The sequence below is a fragment of the Paenibacillus nitricinens genome (assembly GCF_052056485.1).
GTDB lineage: Bacteria > Bacillota > Bacilli > Paenibacillales > Paenibacillaceae > Paenibacillus_AQ > Paenibacillus_AQ nitricinens.
Genome location: NZ_CP183948.1, coordinates 4,319,903 through 4,343,390 on the forward strand (window position 1 = coordinate 4,319,903; position 23,488 = coordinate 4,343,390).

At 41.3% G+C, this 23,488-nt stretch carries 16 protein-coding genes; 2 read left to right on the plus strand and 14 right to left on the minus strand.

Annotated elements, in window-relative coordinates:
- Window positions 1-4: 4 nt before the first annotated feature.
- From ACN6KS_RS19195 to ACN6KS_RS19235, 9 genes are all read right to left on the minus strand, one after another.
- Window positions 5-1,294 carry an L-cysteine desulfidase family protein gene (locus tag ACN6KS_RS19195; protein WP_076299336.1) on the minus strand — a complete coding sequence of 430 codons (1,290 nt, stop codon included), beginning with the start codon at window positions 1,292-1,294 and terminating at the stop codon, window positions 5-7.
- A 111-nt stretch (window positions 1,295-1,405) separates the two neighbouring features.
- Entirely contained in the window at window positions 1,406-2,113 is a 708-nt protein-coding gene (locus tag ACN6KS_RS19200; protein WP_094878220.1) for a DNA alkylation repair protein, read from the minus strand.
- A gap of 160 nt (window positions 2,114-2,273) precedes the next feature.
- A complete protein-coding gene (locus ACN6KS_RS19205; protein WP_094869268.1) occupies window positions 2,274-3,104 on the minus strand; it encodes a carbohydrate ABC transporter permease in 831 nt (276 codons plus the stop codon).
- A 15-nt stretch (window positions 3,105-3,119) separates the two neighbouring features.
- Window positions 3,120-4,025 carry a carbohydrate ABC transporter permease gene (locus tag ACN6KS_RS19210; protein ID WP_094869347.1) on the minus strand — a complete coding sequence of 302 codons (906 nt, stop codon included), beginning with the start codon at window positions 4,023-4,025 and terminating at the stop codon, window positions 3,120-3,122.
- A gap of 270 nt (window positions 4,026-4,295) precedes the next feature.
- A complete protein-coding gene (locus ACN6KS_RS19215; protein ID WP_094869267.1) occupies window positions 4,296-5,708 on the minus strand; it encodes an ABC transporter substrate-binding protein in 1,413 nt (470 codons plus the stop codon).
- A gap of 178 nt (window positions 5,709-5,886) precedes the next feature.
- Complete coding sequence (locus tag ACN6KS_RS19220; protein WP_280786485.1) at window positions 5,887-7,914, minus strand: DUF5107 domain-containing protein; 2,028 nt, start codon at window positions 7,912-7,914, stop codon at window positions 5,887-5,889.
- A gap of 114 nt (window positions 7,915-8,028) precedes the next feature.
- The gene (locus tag ACN6KS_RS19225) at window positions 8,029-9,408 is read right to left on the minus strand and encodes a carbohydrate ABC transporter substrate-binding protein (RefSeq protein WP_341135239.1); all 1,380 of its coding nucleotides are present in this window, start codon (window positions 9,406-9,408) and stop codon (window positions 8,029-8,031) included.
- 22 nt (window positions 9,409-9,430) lie between these two features.
- Entirely contained in the window at window positions 9,431-11,074 is a 1,644-nt protein-coding gene (locus ACN6KS_RS19230) for a response regulator transcription factor (RefSeq protein ID WP_440960279.1), read from the minus strand.
- A complete protein-coding gene (locus tag ACN6KS_RS19235) occupies window positions 11,052-12,854 on the minus strand; it encodes a cache domain-containing sensor histidine kinase (protein ID WP_094878658.1) in 1,803 nt (600 codons plus the stop codon). The genes ACN6KS_RS19230 and ACN6KS_RS19235 overlap by 23 nt, the downstream gene beginning before the upstream one ends.
- Before the next feature lie 173 nt (window positions 12,855-13,027).
- On the opposite strand from ACN6KS_RS19235, the gene ACN6KS_RS19240 reads away from it, so the two are divergent.
- On the plus strand, window positions 13,028-13,873 hold the full coding sequence (locus tag ACN6KS_RS19240; protein ID WP_179281540.1) for a lipase family protein: 846 nt from the start codon (window positions 13,028-13,030) through the stop codon (window positions 13,871-13,873).
- Here the strand turns inward: ACN6KS_RS19240 and ACN6KS_RS19245 are convergent.
- The 4 genes from ACN6KS_RS19245 to ACN6KS_RS19260 all read right to left on the minus strand — a co-directional run bounded on the left by ACN6KS_RS19245 (window position 13,821) and on the right by ACN6KS_RS19260 (window position 20,445).
- Window positions 13,821-16,355, minus strand: a complete 2,535-nt coding sequence (locus tag ACN6KS_RS19245) for a GH39 family glycosyl hydrolase (RefSeq protein ID WP_440960280.1) — start codon at window positions 16,353-16,355, stop codon at window positions 13,821-13,823. The genes ACN6KS_RS19240 and ACN6KS_RS19245 overlap by 53 nt on opposite strands.
- A gap of 123 nt (window positions 16,356-16,478) precedes the next feature.
- Window positions 16,479-18,179 (minus strand): glycoside hydrolase family 3 protein, encoded by a 1,701-nt coding sequence (locus ACN6KS_RS19250; protein ID WP_280786490.1) that lies wholly within the window; start codon window positions 18,177-18,179, stop codon window positions 16,479-16,481.
- Between the two features lie 38 nt (window positions 18,180-18,217).
- The gene (locus ACN6KS_RS19255; RefSeq protein ID WP_094869259.1) at window positions 18,218-19,588 is read right to left on the minus strand and encodes an MFS transporter; all 1,371 of its coding nucleotides are present in this window, start codon (window positions 19,586-19,588) and stop codon (window positions 18,218-18,220) included.
- A gap of 515 nt (window positions 19,589-20,103) precedes the next feature.
- On the minus strand, window positions 20,104-20,445 hold the full coding sequence (locus tag ACN6KS_RS19260) for a DUF4181 domain-containing protein (RefSeq protein ID WP_179281539.1): 342 nt from the start codon (window positions 20,443-20,445) through the stop codon (window positions 20,104-20,106).
- A 413-nt stretch (window positions 20,446-20,858) separates the two neighbouring features.
- Between ACN6KS_RS19260 and ACN6KS_RS19265 the strand changes: the two genes are divergently transcribed.
- Window positions 20,859-21,290 carry a flavodoxin domain-containing protein gene (locus ACN6KS_RS19265; protein WP_094869257.1) on the plus strand — a complete coding sequence of 144 codons (432 nt, stop codon included), beginning with the start codon at window positions 20,859-20,861 and terminating at the stop codon, window positions 21,288-21,290.
- 94 nt (window positions 21,291-21,384) lie between these two features.
- Here the strand turns inward: ACN6KS_RS19265 and ACN6KS_RS19270 are convergent, their stop codons facing one another.
- The gene (locus ACN6KS_RS19270; protein ID WP_440960281.1) at window positions 21,385-23,454 is read right to left on the minus strand and encodes a serine hydrolase domain-containing protein; all 2,070 of its coding nucleotides are present in this window, start codon (window positions 23,452-23,454) and stop codon (window positions 21,385-21,387) included.
- Window positions 23,455-23,488: the final 34 nt, after the last annotated feature.

The window sequence follows — 23,488 nt, forward strand, 5'->3', positions numbered from 1 at the left end:
GAAGCTAATTCGCTCCGCCTTTGGAGAGCATGATATTTAGAATGGTCTTGTCAGTATCCGCCAGACCTTCCTGAACCAGTCGCTCCATGTTGCGGATAGTATCTTCCACCTCTTCGAAAATAACTCCATCCTTGGTCGTAGGAGCAATATTGTTCATCGCCAGTGTGGCTGCCTGAATCGCCGTATTGGTGGAGGTAGATATCTTCAGCGCACAGGTTGAATTTGCACCGTCGCAAATCATGCCTGATAAAGAGGCTATCGTATTCTGTATCCCATGCTTGATCTGCTCAAGAGTGCCGTCCATGAGATAAATGATCCCACTATTCGCTCCAACTCCACCTGCAATTCCTGAACCACATAAAGGGGACAACCGCCCGATATAATGCTTGATATGCACAGTGACCAGATTACTTAGTGCAAGCGCCCGAGCCAGCGTCTCTTCATCCTTACCAAGTAATTCCGCCAAAGAAATAACGGGAAGCGTACAGGCAATGCCTTGATTACCGCTGCCCGCTGTTGTCATCACAGGCATTGCGCTGCCATCCATACGAGCATCTGAAGCCGCAGCAGTGGCCGCTATTATTTTGTTCGCTACATCATTGCCGAACAAATTCACAGCTGATTGCTGATTCATCTTCTTCCCTACTTGCAACCCATAATCGCCCCGGAGTCCCTCTTCGGAAATCGCTTTGTTCATCCGGGCGCCTTCCAAGAGGAAGCTAAGATCTGAAAATGGAGCCGTAGTTATAAACTCGAATATCCGATCTACAGAGCCTTCATAGGCTTCAGTATCAGAAAGTCCAGGCTTGCCACAATCTGCTTTAGACTTCTTAGGTGTCACTTTTTTCCCGTCCAGAGCCAGATATTCTATATTAGTGTGTTCTTTAGCAAGGATGGCAGTCGCTGTATGATTCTCTGTCTTCACCTGTGCTTCAATATATAACTTCTCAGGAGTGTCCATTATCTCCACTTTTAGCAGCTTTCGATCAAGCAGGTCATTGGCCAGCTTTAGCTCATCCTGAGTCAGGCCTGATAGAATTTCCAGCTCCTTGTGCGAACGTCCGACCACTGCACCGAGGGCTGCTGCGATAGGAAGACCTGTCTGGCCTGTCCCAGGGATGCCCACTCCCATTGCATTTTTAATAATATTACCGCTGAGATGCAGCTGAATCCCCGTTATTTCTTCCTCGAGAAGCTCTGCCGCCAAGGAGACGGCATACGCAACTGCGATCGGCTCTGTGCAGCCTTCTGCCGGTACGACTTCCTTGTGCAAAATTTCCAATAAGTTGCCCATGTATGCTTTTCCCCCTTCTCTCTCCCACTTGGAGTCATTTCTATATAGTAACGCAGAGTGAAGTTTCAGGGAATCCTTTTTCCTTTTTCTTCTCTAGAAGCTTCAGCTAGATCAACATCTTACATGCTTACGTTTAAAACCAAGCTGAGCTTTGTCGACTGCTTTTTGAATATTTGCGTACGCGTGAATCAATTTACTTTTTGCCTTATCCTTATCAACTTCAATGGGCCCTACAGTTCTTGCGGTTTCACTGGCCTTATCATGAAGTGGCGAATAAGATATGGCCACTGTGTACATGAAGTTGTTCATTGCGTATTGGGTACGTTCTGGAGAATCATGAATCGTATTTTCCACCATCTCAAGCATACCGGCAAGCTTGCTTTCAGAAAACTCAACATCCGGCCGACTGCCAAGCAGCCAGCAGTAACAGCTCCAGCCCGCTGACATTCTCAGCTCTTCACCACTCGCAATCCATTTATCGGCAACTTGTTGTGCAATATCTGCTTCTGCCAAGGTTACTGCCACTACAAAGTCGGACAGCATATAAAAATAAGCCGCATCCATCCATCGGTCATAATCCGCTTCCGTCATTGCATTGGGATCAGCAATGATGCCGGCAAAATACATGGCATCATAGTTCCCTGTCGCGTAAAGTTCCTCAGCCAATGGCTGATTTATTTTTGTTTTCTTGAAGATTGGCTTCATTGCTCCGGTAGCCACGCCAAATAGCGGTTCCTTTGCTCCATTAGATATATATATTTTCTTAGTTCGTTCCTTGCCAAGCGCTTCCAGCTCCTGCATGACCATCTCTAGATCCACTATTTAACACTTCCTTTTTCAAAGTTCTCTCCCAAGCTATCTTAGGTTTGTACTAGTTAAAGAAAGTGTACTGTATGGGTTTCCTTGTCGCAAGTTGAGATTCTGAAGAAATCCTTATGGGTGCGCAAATAACCACCTATATTACTAGGTGGTTATTACCTCAACCTTTTACAGAACCGATTGTAATTCCTGCAACGATCTTTCTGGACACAAGAAGATAAAGTATAAACGTGGGCAAAAATACCAGAAGTGATGCAGCAAAAATACCCGAATAATTACCAGTATTCGTATATCCTACTACGATGGATTGAAGCGCTAATGCTATTGGATGTCGATCCGGATTATTTGCAAAGATCAGAGCATAAAAATATTCATTCCAAATCCCCATCACATTAAAAATCGTTAACGTCAAAATACCGGCCTGTGCCATAGGTAAGATGATTTTGATAAAAGCTTTAATCGGCCCACATCCATCGATCGCTGCTGATTCCTCCAGTTCTTTCGGAATGGATGCAAAGAACCCTGTAAGCAAAAATACAGCAAAAGGGACATTCGTAAAAATGTATACAAAGATTAACGTAAATGTTGAGCCTGTTAAATTCAATGAATAAAATAAGGAAAACAATGGAATAGAAATCAGTAGCCCCGGAACCGATAATGCCGAGATAAACATTAAATCAACTAACCGTTTTCCCCTAAACTGAATTCGTCCCAATATATAAGCAGCCGGAGCTGCAACAACAATAATACCTACGCAAGAGGTTACCGTGTAAACTAGACTGTTCAAAAAGTACAATCCGATCTTCGTTTCTTCGAATAATCGGGTATAGTTGGAAAAATGAAATCCGCTCGCCAGTAGTTTGTTCGTAAATATCTCTCTTGTCGTGCTGAGTGAAGCAAGGAATGCGTATCCAAAAATAATAACTGTAAAGATAAGCCAGACTACTAATGGAACATATCGAATGATTCGAGTGATTGAGTGAAGACGCATATTGTCTCCTCCTTCCTAGTATTCTAAACGATCCTTCCTAAACAACAGACCAATCAAGAAGGAAAAGCCAATAATTGCAACAGTAATCAATACACCAATCGCAGCCCCTGCTCCAACATTGAAAGCTTGCGTATCAGAAATTCTCTCCCCACCAAATACCTTCAAGTACATATAATAGCCAGGAGTCATCGTATGTGGATCATTTCTCCCGAAGATGGAAGACCATACAAAGAAGTTAATGGCTGTAACCGTCCATAACACCAGTGTGGTCTTAAACACATCACGGAGTAACGGAAGAGTAATATGAAAGAACTGATATAACGTGTTTGCTCCTTCCAATAATGCTGCTTCGTAGTAATCATTAGGAATCCGATCCATGGCCGCGCCTAGAATTAATAAGAAATAACCAATGGATCCAAAACAAAAAGCGATCAGCATGGATAAAAATAAATGCTGGTCATCCGTCCATTGAATATTGGCTAACTGTTCAAGTCCAAGAAGGCGAAATACATGTGTCAACAATCCAAAGGTCGGATTATACACATACTGAAGCCATATTACTGACATGACAACAACAGATACAGTATTAGGCAGGTAAATCAAGGCTCTCCAGAAGCCTTTGAAACGAACGCCAGAGGAAATAAGCACTGAGAAGAAAAAAGCCATAACGAAAACAATGAGTCCACCAATAATCCAAATCTTAAGCACATTTAATGAAGAATTTAAAAAATAGGAATTATGAAATAACCCCCAGTAATTGTCTAGACCAATAAATTTCCATTCACTGATACTACTATTTATATTAGATATCTCGTAAAAGCTCATAAATACTGCCCGCAAGGTTGGATAAAAAAAGATCGACATATAAACCAGGATAGCAGGCAGAAGGAATAGCATGATAATCGGTTTACTAATTCTCATCTTTGTATCCCCCGCATCATTTCAAGGAAATTATAAGGCTCAAAACCAAAATTAGCATGTTGACCATTTATGAACCAGCCGCTACGGGTTCGGAGGATTCTTCCGACCCTCCGCTCTGTCCACACGCCATGTCAACCTCTAATTTTTAGTTAGAGTCCTTTTTCAAGTACCAGAATAAATAGAACGCGTAAATTGCAATTTATTCTTTCTTATACTCTAAATAATCTATATGCAGCTGCCGCTATTGACCGCCACATATAGACTACAGTTTTATTTACCGGCGTAGAATTTCTTAGCTTCCGCACTTAGCTTCGGCCCGAATTCTTCTGGCTTCAGTTTGCCAGTGATGAGTTCCATGAAGGTAGGTACAATGGTAGCAAGCGTAAAGTCGCCTCCATCACCAATACCTCCACCCCAAGGCATATTTTCTTTTGCATTTAGAAAAGCAGCCTCTGCTTCTGCAAGCATCGCAGGCCATTCAGAATCAATGGTTGCTGGGATCGCAAGTGCATCCTTCGCCATTTTTTCTTGTATCTGCTTACTAACGATATGTTTGATAAGTTCAAAAGCAGCTTTTGCATTCTTGCTTGATTTATTAATGAACATCCCTTGAGATCCAAAGATCAGCCCTTGTTTTCCACCTTTACCGTTTCCATTTGGAACATCCGGGAATTGAAACGTGCCCCATTTGAAATCTGGTCCTGAGGTGGCAAGCACTTCATTCGGAAGCCATGTTCCATTTAGATAAGCGGCAGACCCACCAAGCACGAGATCCTGCTGAGCCGCAGGATATTTACTTCCAGCAATTTTATTAGAGAAAAAACCTTTAGCGTTTAAATTAGCCATATCTTTAGCGAATTGAAGAATGATTGGATCATTCCACATCTCACCGGTCTTATCTTGCACAAGCTGGCTTACCCAATCTGCCCCCATCGCATTTGCCAGATAAGATCCAATAAATAAGTCCCGATATGCGTCATCAAAGGTAAGCGGTGCTGAACCTGCTGCTTTGATTTTTTCAGCATCTGCAAGAAACTCTTCCCAAGAGGCAGGTGCTTTTGTTATCCCAGCCTTCTCATACACTTCCTTGTTATAGAAAAAGAGTACTGCATACGGTTGCTGCGGAATCGAATAAATACCTTCTTCTAAACCGTACTTTGTGGATAGCGATTGTATCCAGCTTAATAAGCTTGGAATTATTGAATCCTTTACTGACTTGCCTTCCATTCCTATGGACGGCTCCGCAAGCAAATCATCAAGCTTCATAACGTAATCTTTCATGCCTTGAATACCAGCTGGGCTACCTGGATCGGCTTCCCAGATATCAATTTGCTCTCCTCCATCCAAAGCAGGCTTGATCAATTTTAAGATATCACGACCGGTAAACTTCAGATCCACTTCAACTTCTGGATTAGCTGCCTTGAATTCAGCAACGGCTGACTCAATAACCTTCGCTTGTGGTTCTGTGCTGCTCCACATCGACCAGAATACTACCTTACCTTCTAGTCCAGAAGCTTTAACTTCGGTGGTAGCCTCAGTTGTAGCTGTAGGGGTGTTCTCCTTAGTTGCTTCAGGCGGGGCAGCATTGTTCGTTGTATTGCTTGATCCACAACCAGCCAATAACGTTAGTACCATCGACATAGCAAGCAACAAACCGGTGAGCTTCTTTTGTCTTTTTTTCACGTGTGTAGCATCCCCCTCTAATATGAAAGTGCTTTCACAAGTAAGTATATAACGAAGCAAGTCAGGTCTAACATCGACGATATTGAACAAAGCATGCACAATTTTATCTAAATTTTAATCACCTTCAGCATCCTAAAAAAGAGAGCTTCGATTAAAATCATCGAAACTCTCTCTTCGTTTAAGCGCCAATTATTCTAAAATCAATGTTATTAGGCGGTGGATATAGGGTGATGGCTTCCTTCATTAATTCTTCAGATAATACAGTATTTCGGCTCTCCGCTAGCTTTTTAGCTTGAAATTCATACCATAGCTCCACAATCGTAACTTCGCCCTCACGAATCACAGCAAATTCTTTCTGGAATAAGTTTAATAGGAATTCATTATGATCCAACGCCTGAGCAGCAGCTCCAATAATAATTTGGAGACGATCACTTTGCCTGAACTCTTCAGGAAGTGATTCGTACACACTCCATGCCTTAGCAAATTGTTTATTTCTAATTAACATGCTAATATACTCATCTGCAAATGCACTGTCTGGAAAGCCATTGTACAAAGAATACGCCAGTTCATAATAGACCAGAGCCTGATCTGCCTCTCCTCTCTGTTCAGAGGTAATCGCCAGATTACGATAAACCCAAGCAGACGGCTGCAATTCAAGCGATTGATGCCATGCAGTTATAGCTTGGTCTTCCATTCCATACTCATAGAGCATAATGCCGTAATGCAAGTAGGAAGTCCACGTTTGATTATCTGCATCCCCTAGACTGGTACGAAGCAATTCCATCCATTCTTCTTGGACCATCCAAGAGGCCGGAATATTTTGTACATCTCCCTCTGGCAAGCCTCCCTCTTGTAACAGGGCTAACCATGGAAGCTGCGGTGCTGCAATACTGGATTTCAAGAATAGAAATCCATCCGGAATAGACCTTTCAGCATGGGCCTTTCTGCGAATGTCCTCGAGTGCTCCCCAGCCTGAGCCTGAGTGCAATAGTTCTGATGGTGTTAAATTAGCATAAGCTTGCAACTTCTCATGAAGAATATACACCTCATCTTCTTGCAATTGTTCATTGACTTGCGTTTCAATAAAATCCCGAGCCTCAGACCAGTCACTTTGATTTGCCTTATGTGCATCCACCTGAGTAACACCGAATATTTGAGTGAAATCCCATATTGAATTTGCAGGCATGTCTAGTCCATGCATCTGTGTTGGAGCAAGCCCAGCTTGTATCTCAACATAATTACCTTCGCCTGGCTTCGCTAAGAAATCGCACCATCTTCTACCACCTGCATGGTTGCCCCAGCAAAATAACTTACGATATCTTAAAAGGCTAGTCGAACGTTCGTAGAATAAACTACCATCCTCATAGGCAATCGCTTCCCACGGGGATTTATAATCTGCTTCTGTCTGAAAAAAATACTCGTTAGAGAAGGGAATTCTCATTGGATATGACGAGTCTTCATTTGGAACTGAAGGAAGCACTGGCAAATCTCCCAATCCAAACCCCTTCACTTGATGATCAATATAGATAACCTTACTAGTGGATGAGAATACTCTTGATTGCAAAGTTTCCGGTGCTGCAATATTTGTCCAATAATACATAGGAACCGACGCTTCGTTATCATTAATGATTCTTACATAGACAGAGAGCTCCTTTGCCCCTTGAGGAAGATGAAAATCAATCTGCCAAAAAATGTTTTTACAACGCTCATATTCATAAATTCTTAGAAATTCATTGCCCTTATCATCCATCAATTTGGCAGCATGTACGGGAGATGCAGTCGTAAAGGTGTGACCTACCTGTCCCACATTCCATTCGATTCCTCCAGAGAACCAAGCATTAAGAATAGCTAAATTAGCCGGTTGAAAGACAGGGTTTGTATACAATATATCTTTGTTCGTACGTTTATCTTTAAGCGAATAGAGTCTACCTCCATACTCAGGTAAAAAGACTGCTTTTAAGATGTCATTTTCCAATACAATCGACTTCATAACCAGCAGTTTTCTTTCACGTGTATACCGATCCTGCATGCGATAAGGTAAATATCTCCCACCTGTATGTTCACCCAGCTGCTGTCTCAATTCTGGAGTAAGTGTACCATTATCCCCTACTTTAGTATGATGGTCTCTGTTTCTGAACATTGGAAGAGGATTCTCTCCTTCTAATAATGCACCTTCAAGAGTTAATGTTGAAATGACCACACTCATTCACGTCACATCCAATCCCATATAGTTAATCCAATTTTACACTGCTAAATACTAAAGCTACCATTAACAGAATTGAACAAAACCTGTACGATTTAGGACACGGAATAAACAGGTTTATTCTTTAGAAGAACTTAATTCCCGCACACTCTTGGTTATTTTCTCAACCTCATCTTGCCACTGTTTAACAGTCAGCGTATTGCTCATTAGGCCAGTTATGGGGTTCCATATTGCCTCTACGTCTTTGATAACTAGCTGCGATGCTTGTTTCCATTGAAAAACAATCGGCGCTACATCTTTTTGAGATATTTGAACGGAATCATAGAATATTGGAGAAGTGTATGGCTTTACGATTTCCAGACCATTTTTAACCGTGACTATCCCTTTGGATTTCTCCGCATTTAATTGAACGATATCATCATTGTATTGATAACGCAGGAACTCCTTGGCAAGTTCAATATTCTTCGCCTTGGCGGGAATAAACAGGCTATCCAAATAGGACATGACATACCTCTGATCCCCCTTATTGAACACTGGTGGTGCGAGAAAACCAAATTCGAAGCCTTCTTCGCGTGGAGTGCCTTTCATTTCATTCTCTATCCATATTCCGCAAGGAATGAACAGTGCCTTACCTTGTAGAAAAGCAGCCTGTGCTTGCGTATGGCTTAATTTAACGGTTCCTGGCATGACATAACCTTTTTGTGCAATAGCACTTAACACCTCGGCTATTCGCCTGACGGAATCGGACCTAAATGCATCCTTCTCATAATTTTCCGCCTTCCAGACGTCTTCCATCCCCCCCACAGATGCCACCGACGGCCAGAAAATAGACTCTAAATAACCCGGGAACAAACCTTGGTAGGTGAATAGTGATCTTCCATCCTTCTTAGCGAGCTCACCTAACTTCAAGAATTCATCCCATGTCTCTGGGAGCTTCCAGCCTTTTTTCTCAAAAAGAGTCTTGTTATAGATTAGCCCCATTGGAGAGGTATAGAACGGTGCAGCATAAATTTTCCCATCCCCTAAGGGATTAGCATAATCTAAAATACCATCCAGCATTTTATTCTTAAGCGGTACTTGATTATCGAGAGCATTCCCTTCAAATACATCCGTCAAATCAAGTAATAATTTATCTCTCAACATTTCTTCAATCATACCTGTCGTCTCACTCTGTGAGATATAAATGATATCGGGTGGATTGCCAACGGCGATTTGCGGTTTAAGTATTTCCATGATCTTAGGGCTTGAAGTCAAATTAACAGTTACCCCTGGATAGTCTGATTCAAATCGTTGTTTCACCGCGAGCCAATAATCCTTTCCTTGCCCTCCCTCAAATACAGCTAAGTTCAGAATTTTGTTCGCAAACTCATGTTTCACTTGGGAGGATTGCATTTTGTTCAGGCTCGAATCCGAAGGAGTACATCCTGCGCTAGCCCATAATAATAGGATCACACCTGCGAATATTAAACTATTTTTAATAGATTCCACATATTTCATAACAGGTGTCTCCTCCTTGGACTTATTTAGTTGCGAGTAATTTCTTACGGAAATCTGAAGGACTAAGCCCTACGATCTTCTTAAATACTCGATTAAAATAAAACGGATCATCTATCCCCACCTGTGAAGCCACCTCTTTTATCCTCGTATCCGGAAGCTTTAACAATTCAATCGCTTTATTGATTTTTATTTCATTCATATATTGAACAATGCTTCTACCCGTATCTTGCTTAAATACACGACATAAGTAATTAACATTCATATTTACTTCTTGAGCGAGACGGTCAAGCGTTATTTTATTCTCAACATTCTCTTGCAGAATCTCCGTGATTCGAAATACTTCTTTGCGATAAATATTGCTTTTAACTTGATACAATAGATTAATGGCTTCCTGCATCGCTTGCTCAATAGTTAGAATAAGCCCTTCCATAGACTCAGCTTGTGAAATATCACTCTCAAAACTCTTTAAGAGTGTGATTGCCCCTACCCTATTTTGTTCAGTGGACGGTAGTACTTGTGTGTTCCATTTTAAGATCATGTTGTCTAGGTCAGATAATAAACCCAAAAGGTGAAATTTTAAGGCTGACGGGTCCCATTTGATTTGTTTTGCCTCATTAAATAATATGCTTATGTTCTCCAATACTAGCGTTGTATTCCCTACTTCAACTGCTGCTTTGACTTGATCCAGCCATTCCACATAGTTAATGGAGTGTAGTGACTGGGTTAACTTTGAATGCCCAGCAACTAAGACAGATGCAGGCCCTGTATAAAAGTTGTAAGTTGATGCTCGCAGACACAAAGTGTATCGTTCTCTCAACTGCTTCAAACCTACAAATGCATCACTTAATGTAATGCTGACACTTAAATTCAAATAAAGCTTAAGCATCTGCACTAAGTTATTCATTAACAGTAACCAACTGGGTTCTTCAAAATAACCGCTCTGTTCATAAACTATAACAATATACTGATGACTCTCCATCTCTATGAAATCAAATGCAAAGTGATCTGACACGGTTTCTTTCACAATATTCGCTATAGAAAAGCTAAGTAGTCTCTTGTTATTAATTTTACCGTTACTTAGCGCCTCCACATAATCATCGATTCTTATCATAATAAGATTACCAGCAAGTCTATCGAAGGGTATCCCGTACTTCTGTGTTTCTTGCATCAAATAAACCATGTCCTGCTCCTGATCTAAAAGAAGCTCTCTCCATATGCTGTTCCGTTGCTGAAGCTGCGTTTCATTAAGCTTAATTTTCATATGAATATCCTGTTCTTTAAGCTCTCGTTCTGTTAATAACTGCTCCGTGATCTTAGTCAGCAGAAGAATCAGCTCATCTGGCTTAAGCGTCAGCTTCAACATATAATCTTCTGCTCCAAGTTTCATGGCTTCCCTCACGTAAGCATAATCATCATAATTACTAAGCACCACAAACTTCCCAGTGAATTTCCGTTCGTTGAGCGTTCGAATTAATTCAAGTCCATCCATGTTAGGCATCACTAGATCCATAATCACGATATCGATCGGTTCTGTCTCTATGACCTCAAGAGCTTTGTATCCATCTGCAACAGCACCCATTAATTTAAAACCATATTCATCCCATTTAATTAGTGTACTGAGTGCAATCCTCACTATTTTCTCATCATCCACAATTAGTATCCGCATCAGCTGAGTCCTCCTGAAGTGTAGAAATATAAGGTATCGTGATGATAACATCCGTGCCTTGATCAGGCTTACTCCAAATCTCTAATCCATAGGGGTCTCCATAATGTAATTTGATTCTCTCCCGCACATTTCCAATACCGATATTTGCTAATCGATTCTCTGAATGATTATCTCTAAGCTGTAATATCTCCTGTAACTTTTCAGCACTCATCCCTTTCCCATTGTCGCTTAACTTAATCTTTAACACCACTCCGTTCAATTCAGCAGTCATTGTAATCCTAGGTTCCATATTCTCACCGCTTAGACCATGAATAATCGAATTCTCTACAATGGGCTGAAGCAAAAATTTCAACACTTGAGTATCTAATAACTGTTCAGGAATTTGCACATCAACCTGTAAAGACATCCCGTATCTAATTTGTTGAATAACGACATAGTTCTTGATGTTCCGAAGCTCTTCCCCTAGCGTTATCCGTTCATTCTTCTGAACAATTGTACTTCGAAGTAATTCAGCCAGTGCACCTAAACCATTGCTTACACTATCCGCTTGACTTAGCATCGCCGTCCATTTTAACGAACTCAATGTGTTAAATAGAAAATGCGGATTAATTTGTGCCTGCAACATTTGCAGCTCAATCCCCCTCTTCTGTGCCTGTTCTTGTTCCACACGCTCGATCAATAGTTTGATTTCCTCGATCATGGCTTCAAATTTCCCTGAAAGATATCCGATTTCATCTGGATGCTTGTCGTTTATTTCTACCTTTAAATCACCTCGCATGACCTGGTTCATTCCACTCACTAACTTCTTAAGGGGTGTGGAGATACTAATAGAGATGAAGGTTGCAAATAAGGATGAAACAACTACACATATGACGGCAATGAAGAACATTTCATTTCTAATCTCCACAGATCCCATATTCAAATAGGCTTGTGGAATTAAACTAATTACATTCCAATGAAGTACCTCATTATGTGTATTTAAGAAAAAGTAGGGTTCCGCCCGCAGCGTTACTATCCCCGTCTCCATACGGGAATTAATCAAATGATTTAAAGTACGATTAGCTTCCAAATCTTGATCCGAATGAAACAGGTGATTGTTGCTCGTCAATATTTCTCCTGCATCATTCATAATGATTTGTTCACTACCCTGTCCCATATTAATGCTTCCAAACAAAATCTGTGAGAATAATTCCTCATCAATTCCCATAATGACGAACCCCACAGTTTCGCCTGATCCATATGAAAGTGGAATCCTCCTAGCCAATGAAAGGATATTATCACCAGCTGTCGTATGGGCTGTGGTCCAGATATCCGCACTTTTATTCTGTTTGGCCAGAGCAAATATTCGCTGTTTATCCTCTGTAGTAAATTCTTCGTATCCATAATCGTACAGAACTTGTCCATGATTAGTTAGAATCTGTAGTGTTTTGATTGTAGCAAACAACCAAAATTTATCGCTTAACACAGTGTCTTCAAACTTCTTATGTATGTTACTAATATCAAGATCACTCAATCTATTGTAGCGGAGCAGGGCTTGCTGAATATCTCCATTCAACATGATTTGATCAGCGAAAGTCTCATATTTTGCCACTTCTGTTCCGATCTTGCTTCCTAAGAGGCGTAATATATCATTAACAAAGGTAGTTGTCTTAGAGGTGATTGCTTCATTAGATTTATGGTAAGCCAGAAAGCCGAAGGTACATAGTGGGATAATAGCAAGCAGCAGAAATGAAATCATTAAGCGTCGCTGAACTTTTGACTTTCGAAGTAATTTAATCATTAGCGTACACTAAAGTTAGATTCATATCGTAAAACCTCCTAATAACAGATCATCTGAGGTAAGTATTCAACGGTGTACCATTTAGCCCTTTCACATTAGTACAGGGTCTCGCATGATATAGGAATCTCTCCCTCGTCCCCCTAATATAGTTTAGGAAGAAGGGCGGGATACACATGGGTACCAAAAATGATCAAGAGCAAAGGGCTATCTTTCTAGCTGCTATCTGCGGACAGACCTATGCGCAGTTCTCAAATAAAGACGGTTCGTTCGTCGTTCCATTAGATTATCAGATCGTGGATACGATTGAAGCAAGATCCATCAGCGAGGTGTGGGAACGCTTTGGATTTATTTTGGAATCTCCACAAGAGATTATCGTTGCCTTCCGCGGAACCAGCTCCACAACCGATTGGATGTCAAACGTTATGGCCTCACAAGAGAGATTCAATTACATTAAAGAAGATACCCTTACCCACCGCGGTTTCACGAATATCTACTCATCAGCACGCGATGGGATTATCTCTACACTCGCTAAGTTATCTCCCGATAAGACCTTATACATTACTGGTCACAGTCTTGGCGGAGCACTCGCCACTTTATGTGCTATTGATCTTGCGGCCAACACCTCGCACATCTCACCTATTCTGTTCACCTATGGCTCACCACGTGTAGGCGATCCGAACTTCGTTAATGCTTTTAAACAATATGTCCGCAAGAGTTACCGTTATGCCAATCTCTTTGATGTTGTTACCTACGCGCCTCCACATGTATACAGGCTACCTAAACGGGAAACGAAGTACTATTACAGTCATGTCCATACTTTTTTATCACTGTCATTCCAGAATGGATCGGCAAGTAGTAATCATATGATCAGCTACTATTTCACAGAGCTCTCCAAGCTTCAACCGCAGTACTCCGAGGAACTTTGTTTAACAAACCCTGGATTCTGTCCAGTTGTAAATCCCCCCATCATAAGCGCATCAATTCCACCAACTGCACCTCATGTGGAGACAATTTACTAATTAATGAATAGGTGCTCGTTATTTCGACTTGTTCAAAGGTCAGTTGCGGGCAGCTCGCTTGCTTCAAATAATTAAGGGTGTCAGCATCAATAGGATGAGGCGCCCCCATTCGTACCCACAGGTCGAAAACGCTTCCATTTTGTCTGTTAATTGTATGTCTTTTGATAGAATACGAGCCTGGATGAATATCTGTAAGCTCCAACGTCAACTCTATATCTCCAACTTCTTCGAACACATCGTATCTATTCGTGCGATTAATGAGCGAGGCATCACCTTTTTGGTACAATGAATCGATATGCGCATAAGCATACATCAACACCTGCAGCCCCATATCACTGCTAGTAACGTAATATCCTTTCCCTTGATGAATGAATTGGCGGCCTAATTTTGCAAGCAGTTTAAACGCATAGAAGGATGGCTTTGGTATCCCGTTATACGTCATCAGCCCCAGACCTCCATGAAACATTTCTGACGACATTTTGAACTCCTCTAGCAAATCCGTAGCCGTCCAATAACCAAAACTATGGAGACCATCCATATTTTCCAGAACATTTTTCACGATATAGGCTGCCTTAAAGCATGTATCATTCACTAAATCGCGGTGAGAGCCTGTGGCATTCCATTCTGTCATATGCAGTTCAGGAACATCCCTTCCCATAGCTTCAGATACGGTTTTCTTCAATTTTATAATGACTCGCGATAAATATTCTGTATCTGCTGAAAGCTCTATTTTCTGAAACAACACATCCGGATTCTCTTCATAATCCACCTGAATCACTTGAGTTGATCTTAACGATTCATCATACGGATAACTGTGAAAGGATATAAAATCAGGCTTTACGCCTCGTCTGCACACATCGTTCATAAACCTTGTCAGCCAATCTGACTGCATTAACGTAAAAGATAAAACACCTGGCCCCCCTACACATAGCTCAGGATCTATGGATTTGATGATTTGAAATGTTGAAATGAACAGCTCACAGTAAGCTTCATAAGTATCTGGCCAAAAAATATGGATTTCCGGTTCGTTCCACACCTCGAAATACCACTGCCTCACTTCATGAATGCCATATCTATGGATGTAATGCGTAATAAACTGATGGATCATCTGATTCCACTTCACGAGGTCCTTAGGACTACCCACCAAGCTCTTTTTATAAAAAACAGAAGTAGCTTCCTCTCCCGCAAGCTGGCGTGGTAAAAAAGAAAGCTCTAAAAACGGTTTCAATCCGGAGCACAGTAAAAAATCAAATAATGAATCGCTATAAGCAAAGTTCAGGCTTACTTCTCCCCGCTCATTCTCGCCATAAATCATCATCTCATCATCAAAAATACCGTGAAACCGTATATACTGAAACCCAATTTCCTGTTGCATTTGCTTGATATGTCTTTGTACCTCTGCAAACAATACCTCTTTGGCCTTTCCCACCGTCATGAGCTTCTTCCAAGTATGCGCAAGCTCCTTACTTTGGTTAGACTTTACCGAAATCTCATGGGTCTGCTTATGTATAGGAAGGGCCACTGGTAGATTGGAAGCAGCTGACAATTTTTTGTTAGGGAGATATTTGAATAGCGACTCAAACGCCTGTGTGGGATTCATGTCAAAGTAGTTAAACTGGGCCACACTGCTTTTCTGAAATGAACTGCGTCCGTCCAAGATAGTCCTCCGGTATTCTCCAGGTGTCTGTCGATAGAACTCTTTAAACACCGCATTAAAGGATTTCAGATTGGGAAACCCATGATCATGAGCGATCTGTGTAATCGATAGATTGGTAAGCGTCAAATCTTTTACAGCTTTATCCAAACGCACCGCATTCACATATTTGGTAAAGGAAGTACCCATATACGCTTTGAAAAAACGCGACAAATACGGAACAGTCAAATACTCCTGAAGGGCCAATTGCTGGATGTTAATTGCCCGATTGTAGTTCTCTTTGACATAAGAGGTAATTCGCAATAGCCGTTCACGATGCTTATCATCCTGTTTCTCAGGACTTTGATCCTGTTCACGAAATCCTTGCATGAGTAAATAAGTTAAATTAAGAAGACAGGACTGTATCCGTAAATGATACCCTTGTGGGCGCTTATTGTGGAGAAGCATCATCTCAGCCAGCAATGTACGAAGTTCATCAAACTTAGATTGTTCTTCATAGCTAGAAGCCGCAGAATTACAATTGAATAACATTCTTTCGATCTGAGGTTCAATCAGAATTAAATAAGAAACTGGAATTTGCAGCGCTAGCACCAAATTATTCTCTTCTGCTTTAATCGCATGAATTTCATTAGCATTAATCAAGAACAAATCTTCTTCATTTAACTCTCTAAATCTGTCTTTTGTGAAAAGCTCAAGTTTCCCCTTGAGCACGAATAATATTTCAATGCTATCATGCCAATGATTCGGGACCTGATGGGTACTGTGCAAAAACATGTGGACCGGAAGATGATCGTCCATCTCAATATTTTCGTAGGTGTAGCTTTGCAACTAGCACCCTCCTCTCACTCTCTCAATAGATGTCTTTTGTCCTATTATATTATAAAAAAAGCGATTGAATAGAACTATCCTATTCCATCGCTTGATACTATTACAGATCTCTATAAATTCTGATTATAGTTGTGTATCCCAATAGCCACAAAACGGATCCACAGGATTAACTCCTTTAAAGGAGGAACGCCCCACAAGCTTCTCAATCAGAGCATCTACCACATAATTACTTGGTGAATAGGCATTAATAAACGTTGGTATACGCGGGACGTCGATCAAATGATAGGGATTCGCTACAGAAATGAAGATTGTTGGCATTTCTTGAATAAACCATGGCATGTCTGCCCCAAATGGAGGTGCCCAATTAATCCGTACAACGGTTTGATTACTATGGGTTTCCAAATTTGAAATATAGACCGCAGCATCATAATGATCCGTTAACGCTTTTACACCTCCAAACATGGTACTGAAATCTACTTCACTCTTATTAAAGAGCGTTACCTCGAATCCTTCCTCTTTTAGCTTGGAAATGAAGTACGGTGCAATATCTGCCCCTCCGAATAAACCTTCCTCGCCCCCTAGTGTGAATACCAGTAGACGTTTGTGACTCTCAGGACGGATTGGGAGCATCTCCTGTGTATCCTTCACCAATGTAACTGACTCATCTGCACATTCCTGAGCCCAACGCACATGCTCTTCGCAAGCAAGGGTGGCAAGGGCTTCTTTTCCTGGAACGAGCGTGCCTTGTTGTTTCTTCTTATGAAGTCCCAACGCAGCTTTCACTGCAAGAATACGAGTCACTGCTTCATTCACGCGCTCCTCTGTCAGAATGCCAGTCTCAATTCCTTTCATCATATAGGCAAAGTCTTCTTCTAAACTCTTGTTAAAGAGGAACATATCACAACCCGCAGCTATGGATGTCGGAACCGCTAGCTCCCGCTTCATGGCCATTGTGAATCCTGCCATTGGTGTAGCATCTGTTGTAATCAATCCATTAAAGCCGAGCTTGGTACGCAATAAATCATTTAAAAGCTCAGGAGCTAACGTTGCAGGCATAATTTCCAAATCTGTAATTCCCGGACGTAATTCTCTGGAATAGGCAGGATGAGCGATGTGCCCTACCATGACCGTATGTGCGCCAGCTTCTATACAATCCGTATATACCTTCCCAAAGGTAGCATCCCACTCTTCCACTGAAAGTGAGTTAATAGAGGTCAACAAATGCTGGTCCCTTTCGTCAACGCCATCTCCAGGGAAGTGTTTAATAGATACCGCCATGCCATGTTCTTGAATCGCTTCGGTATATGCCTTGCTCATGCGAGCTACTCTCTGCGGATCAGAACCAAATGTTCTAACGTTGGTTATCGGGTTACGAAAATTATAATCGATATCGAGAATGGGTGCGAATGCCCAGTTACAGCCTACAGCACCACCCTCCCGCGCGGCAATGATGCCAAGTTTACGAGCCATTTCGGTGTTATCCGTTGCCGCCACTTGCAGCTGCTTGCCGAAGAAAGTACCCTCTGCCGCAGAACCATTACCTCCTGCTTCAAGATTAGCAGCAATTAGAAGAGGAATATCTGATGTATCCTGCAAGTAGCGATGTGTTTCTTGCACCATCTTGCCGGGACCGGGACGGAACATAATCCCGCCAATCTTAATCCCTTGTGTCAAAAGTGCTAGGTGTGCCTTATCATCGGTGAAACCGATCGGGCAAAATAACTGCCCGACCTTGCCTGCCAAATCCAGAGAGGCTAAGGTTTGTTCTACCCATTTAATCCCTTCATCATCTAGATGAAAAGGCTTTGCCTTCAAATCAATCATTTCTCCAACCTCACTCTCTCCAATTTATTTATTGGAATTCATATGTTTAAGCAGCCATTCGCGATAGAAGAATTGCGACGTTCCTCGAGCTCACGCATCATAACGGGTTGATCCTTGTCAAGACGATAGAACAACAGCAAAGTAATCATAATAATTTGGCCAATAATCGGTGCCCACAAATAGTTAAATGAAATCGCAGCTAATGCTGATTCTGGCTGCGCCGTGGAGTTAGCTACATAACCACCCATCGATAATATCACTCCACCAAGTGCTCCACCGAGTCCCATCCCCACCTTAACCCCAAAACTAGCAGCTGAATAAAGTAGGCCTTGTGCCCGAACACCTGATTTCCACTCCCCATAATCAACCGTGTCGGCCATCATTGCAAAAATCAGACCTGCTCCAACTCCCATGCCAAGCCCGCTTATAAGAAGCCCTGCCAACAGCACCGGAACAGAAAGGGAGTTCCCCCCAGTAATTGCAATAAGGTAGCCAAGGATAGAAACCACTGATCCCATAATAATGGTGTTCCTTTTCCCAATTTTCTTTACTACAAAAGGAGCGATCACCATTGAAAATATCATCAACAATTGCATCGAATTCACGATAGGAATGAGTTCAGGCTTTTTCATATAATAGGTCATGTAATAAATGCTGGTCTGTCCTTGTATCGATGTTGTGATCCACAGGAACAAGCTCATCAGAAGCATGATCAACCAAGGTACATTGCCTTTGAGCGCTTTAACACCTTCTCGCATCGGAAGCGGTTTTTCATCAATGGCTTTTACGCGTTCTTTAGTGTTCGCAAACATGTTTAGAAACAGCAGCAGTGCAATGCTTGAGAACAGGATCATGGTGACCAGAAACCCCTTTGCTTGATCGCCGCCACCAAAAGCTTTCACAAGCGGCATCGTTCCAGCACTAACTGTAACAACTCCAATCACGGCGAATATCATACGAACCGTATTGATCACTGTACGTTCATTAGAATTACTAGTCAGACTTGGCAGGATTGCAGACAGTGGTAGATTAATACCAGAATACATAATACCAAGCACGGTATACGAAATGTATGCGTATACAAGTTTACCCGTATCACCAAAATCCGGCGTCAAAAACATAAGTACTGCAGTTAAGCTGAAAGGAACAGCAAGCCAAAGAAAATAGGGTCTGCATTTCCCCCACTTTGTTTGCGTACGGTCAATCATGACACCAATGAACGGCTCGACAATCGCGTCGATTACCCGTGCAACAAGAAATACCACCGCTACCGCACCTGGGTTCAGACCAAACACATCCGTATAGAAGTACATAAGGTAAAGTGTTGTCATCTGGAATATCAGATTTGACGCAGTATCCCCTAGCCCATAACTAATTCGCTCTCTCCATGGCATTTGATTTTCATTCATACTGCCATCCCCCCGCGTCGCATTTTGTTAGCGCTTTCTTAATTGCATTGTACTGAAGCTGATTCTTTTACACTGTCCGTATTTTAACGGAAATAGGGGGCATTTTTATCTTTTAACAGAGCGGAAGCGTTAGGTTGACTATTTGGATACAGATCAACCTTAAAGAGCCTACAGAACAGCAGCATGCAAGTAATTGTAATAAATGCTCCAAATAATTCATCCGTTGCAAAATGATCTCCCATAATCACGCGGCTAGTCGAGGTGCTGATTCCCCGCACTTCCGCACAGACAAGCAGAATCTCCGCAAATACCAGCCCATACCCACGCGTTAAAAGTATAAAGCTCCATTAATGAATTCGGATAGGCGAATAATAACTAAAACTAGGGTAGATTATAACCCTCCTCTTATGTGAAAAAGTGATCAATAAATCGGAAGGATCGTTTATCTACAATAAGCAAAAAAGCCTAATCCCTTGTGCACGTTGGCAGGAGGTTAGGCTTTATGGTTCAAACGATCAGAAAAGGAAATAAACTAACACCACACCTTCGACTACCAAGATCAGTGAAACGATATGTTGTTTCGTATGCTTTAAAAATTTCCAATCAATAAATGACTGAAATCCTAGGGCAATAATTATAAATACAATCCAAAACCACTTCATTCCCGTCCCCTGTACACCATCAGCTATCATTATTACAATTACTGAAATTAATCCAATAAGTCCGATTATTAATTTGCCTTTTATATTTAGCTCATTGCCGTCGTCAGAAAGTTTTTCTTTATCCGGACCAACAATCCATATTCTAAGAAAATAACCAGAAAAGGCAAGGATTAATATTAAAAATGGAATGATCATTCCTGTTGCCCCCATCCTAAGAAGTTATTCATATTTATTTCTTATCATTAATTCTTTGATTTCTCTTAACTCATTTAATATTTCTTTTGAAATTTGTGTACTTCTAGAGTTATCGATGCCTAATTTAATCACGAATACTCCAAGCAAAAAATAGATGACTAGCATTACGATGATACTCAACTTATCTCCACTCCCCTCTTTATCGTTTGATTCTTAAAAGATGCAGTTCGCGATAGCGTAATTATTCCTATGATACCATAATAAGGGTGTGTGATTAACGCATGAGAACTTGTTGCTAACTTGACAAAAGATCTGCATTTTCGATAGTATGGATAATATCTTGATTATCAAGATATTCAATTTACGAGGGTGGTTTGAAACCTGAACAATTTAAACTGAAAAGAGGGACCACAATGGCAGTACTTATTCTATACGCTACAAAATCAGGGGCAACAGAGCAATGCGCAAAGGTATTATCCGACGAGCTCCCTCAGAGTAAGATCTGTAATATTGAAATAGAGAAGCCAAGTCTTGAGGCATTTGATAGCATTATTTTAGGTGCTGGAGTAAGAGACGAGAAGATATATAAAGCGATTCGTGATTTTATCAAAAAAAATAAAGATGAGCTACTAAATAAGAAGATGGGCTATTATATTTGTAACGAAAAACCAAAAACTACTGAGCAACTAATTGAGAAGAATTTTCCGGATGATTTAAAAAAGGCTGCAGTTTGCATCGAATCCTTTGGCGGTTATAAAGCCTATAAGGCTCCCAAAGAAGGTACTGATCAGCTCAAAGGGATTTTTGTAGATAAAATAAAAGAGTTTTCTAAGAATTTTAAATAGAGGAATATAGAATTTTCTAATAAAAATCCTGTTATCCAGATCAATGATCTGGATAACAGGATTTTTTTATAAAATAGAATTGAATGGTTTATTACTACTTGATTGTCAATTCAAACTTCGCACCCACATCGCTTACAAATACAATTTTCCCGTTACTCGGAAGTTTAACTTGCGTAAGACCACTGACAGTAGAGAAATTTACACACACACCATTCGCATCATAAACAGCAAAGGAACCTTTAGGTGGTAGCCCTACTGTCATCAACTTGCCTGATGCTGTCTCAGGTATTTCATACCATCTTGCATATCCATCTGCTTGAATGGTTACCAATGATTGCGGGCCGGCATAGATAGGTTTAATCGCATCCTGTGTAATAAATAATTGGTTTCCAACCTTGAGATACTCCACACCCTCTTTATTTTCAAAAACAATATCCGCAAGATCGCGCCCACCTAAAGTTGGAATTTGCACGGTCATTTCAGCTTTATTCGGCCCGGTTATTTTATTCGAGCCCATATAGCCCGGTGCATCAGGGAACATAGCAATTCCAGCTACTGGCATACTCATGTAAAATTGTGAGCTATACTTCTCGCTGACATCAAAATACAATTTCCCTTGACGCTGCTGCCAAGCTGACAAGACCTCATTGGATAAAGCATTCGCCTCTAGCTTTTCAGCTGCATATTGAGAAAGAGCAGTCTCACCAAGCCCTGGAATGACCCCGTACCCTTGAATCCAAAGGTAGATGCGACCATTGCTTTCCTTCACAAAGCTAACTTTATTAGCACCCGCTGCATCTAAGAATTCACCGTTTGTATTATACGAAAATTTCTGAGCTGGAAATGTAGGTGCCATAATCGAAGATATACTCAAATCCCCAGCTTTTGTAATCTCTATCTTCATCAGTTGTGTAGAATCAGCATAGACACCAGCATAATCGAGCAATTCCTGCGGCATAGCCTCTTTGTTCGAAGCTTTAAATGTAGGTGTAGGTTTTAGTTCCTTGATAACTCCCTTTTCTTGTAGCGCACTGAGCAATATTTCGTTAGCAAGCATCTGATCAGTTGAGCTATCCCCACCAGAAGATACCACAGCTGCTGCCATCTGCTGATCAGGCAATATGACAAGTGAAGTATGATACAGAGTTGTATCCCCTCCCTTTGTCAGAGCTTTGATATCGTACTGATTGAATGGATATAAATTCACACTGTCCCAGCCCAATCCGTACGCAAACGAATTATCTTTTCCTTTCGGCCACATTCCACGCTTGTACTCCTCTTGCTCCATCGCTTTTATTGATTTTTCTGACAGAATCCCCTTCGATCCTCCAGTGAAAATAGTTGCAAAACGCACCAAATCTTCAGCCGTAGAATAGATGCCCCCTGTTCCAATCACGTTAATCGTCTCTTGGGGTAAGGCGGCAGGGTAGGTAGCATTATATACACTTGCCAGCTGTCTAGAATCCACAGAATCTACTGGCGTTTTCGTATGCCCAAGCCCTAAAGGACCTGTAAAATTCTGATGTATGAATGTAGTGAAGTCCATTCCACTGACTTTCTCAACAATCAACTCCGCCAGCGTAAATCCATCATTACAATATACTGAGTAGGCTCCTGGATCTGCCTTTAGACGCTCAGTTGTCAAAGTCGCTAGCAAGTTATCTTTGGCGATAGAATCAGAATCATTGAATAAGAAAGAGTTTGATAAGTTCGAACCCCCTAGACCTGATGAATGATTCAGTAGCATTCGTACGGTGATTTGCTTATAACGTGAATCTTCCATCGTAAAATGATTCAGATACGATACGACAGGTGCATCCAAATCTACCTTTCCTTGATCAACGAGCTTCATAATAGAAGCGGTCGTATACATTTTACTCGTCGAGCCAATTCCATACATCGTTGTAGTGCTTGGTGCTGTCTTGCTCTCCACATGGCTGTATCCAGCTGTGCCGCTCATAACGATATTATCGCCATCGATAAGAGCATATTGGAGACTTGTCGTCCCTATCTTTTCCGTTAAGAATGCTGCCTTCTCTGCCGCGACCTTCTGAGTGTTCACATATGTTTGCGTTTTGCTACTATCTGCTGCTAATGCATTCGTAGGAAGATAAACTACTAAAAGTAAAGATACCATCAACAGGGATATTATTTTCTTCTTCATACATTCCCTCCCGCTATGAATTTTCCATTCCTTT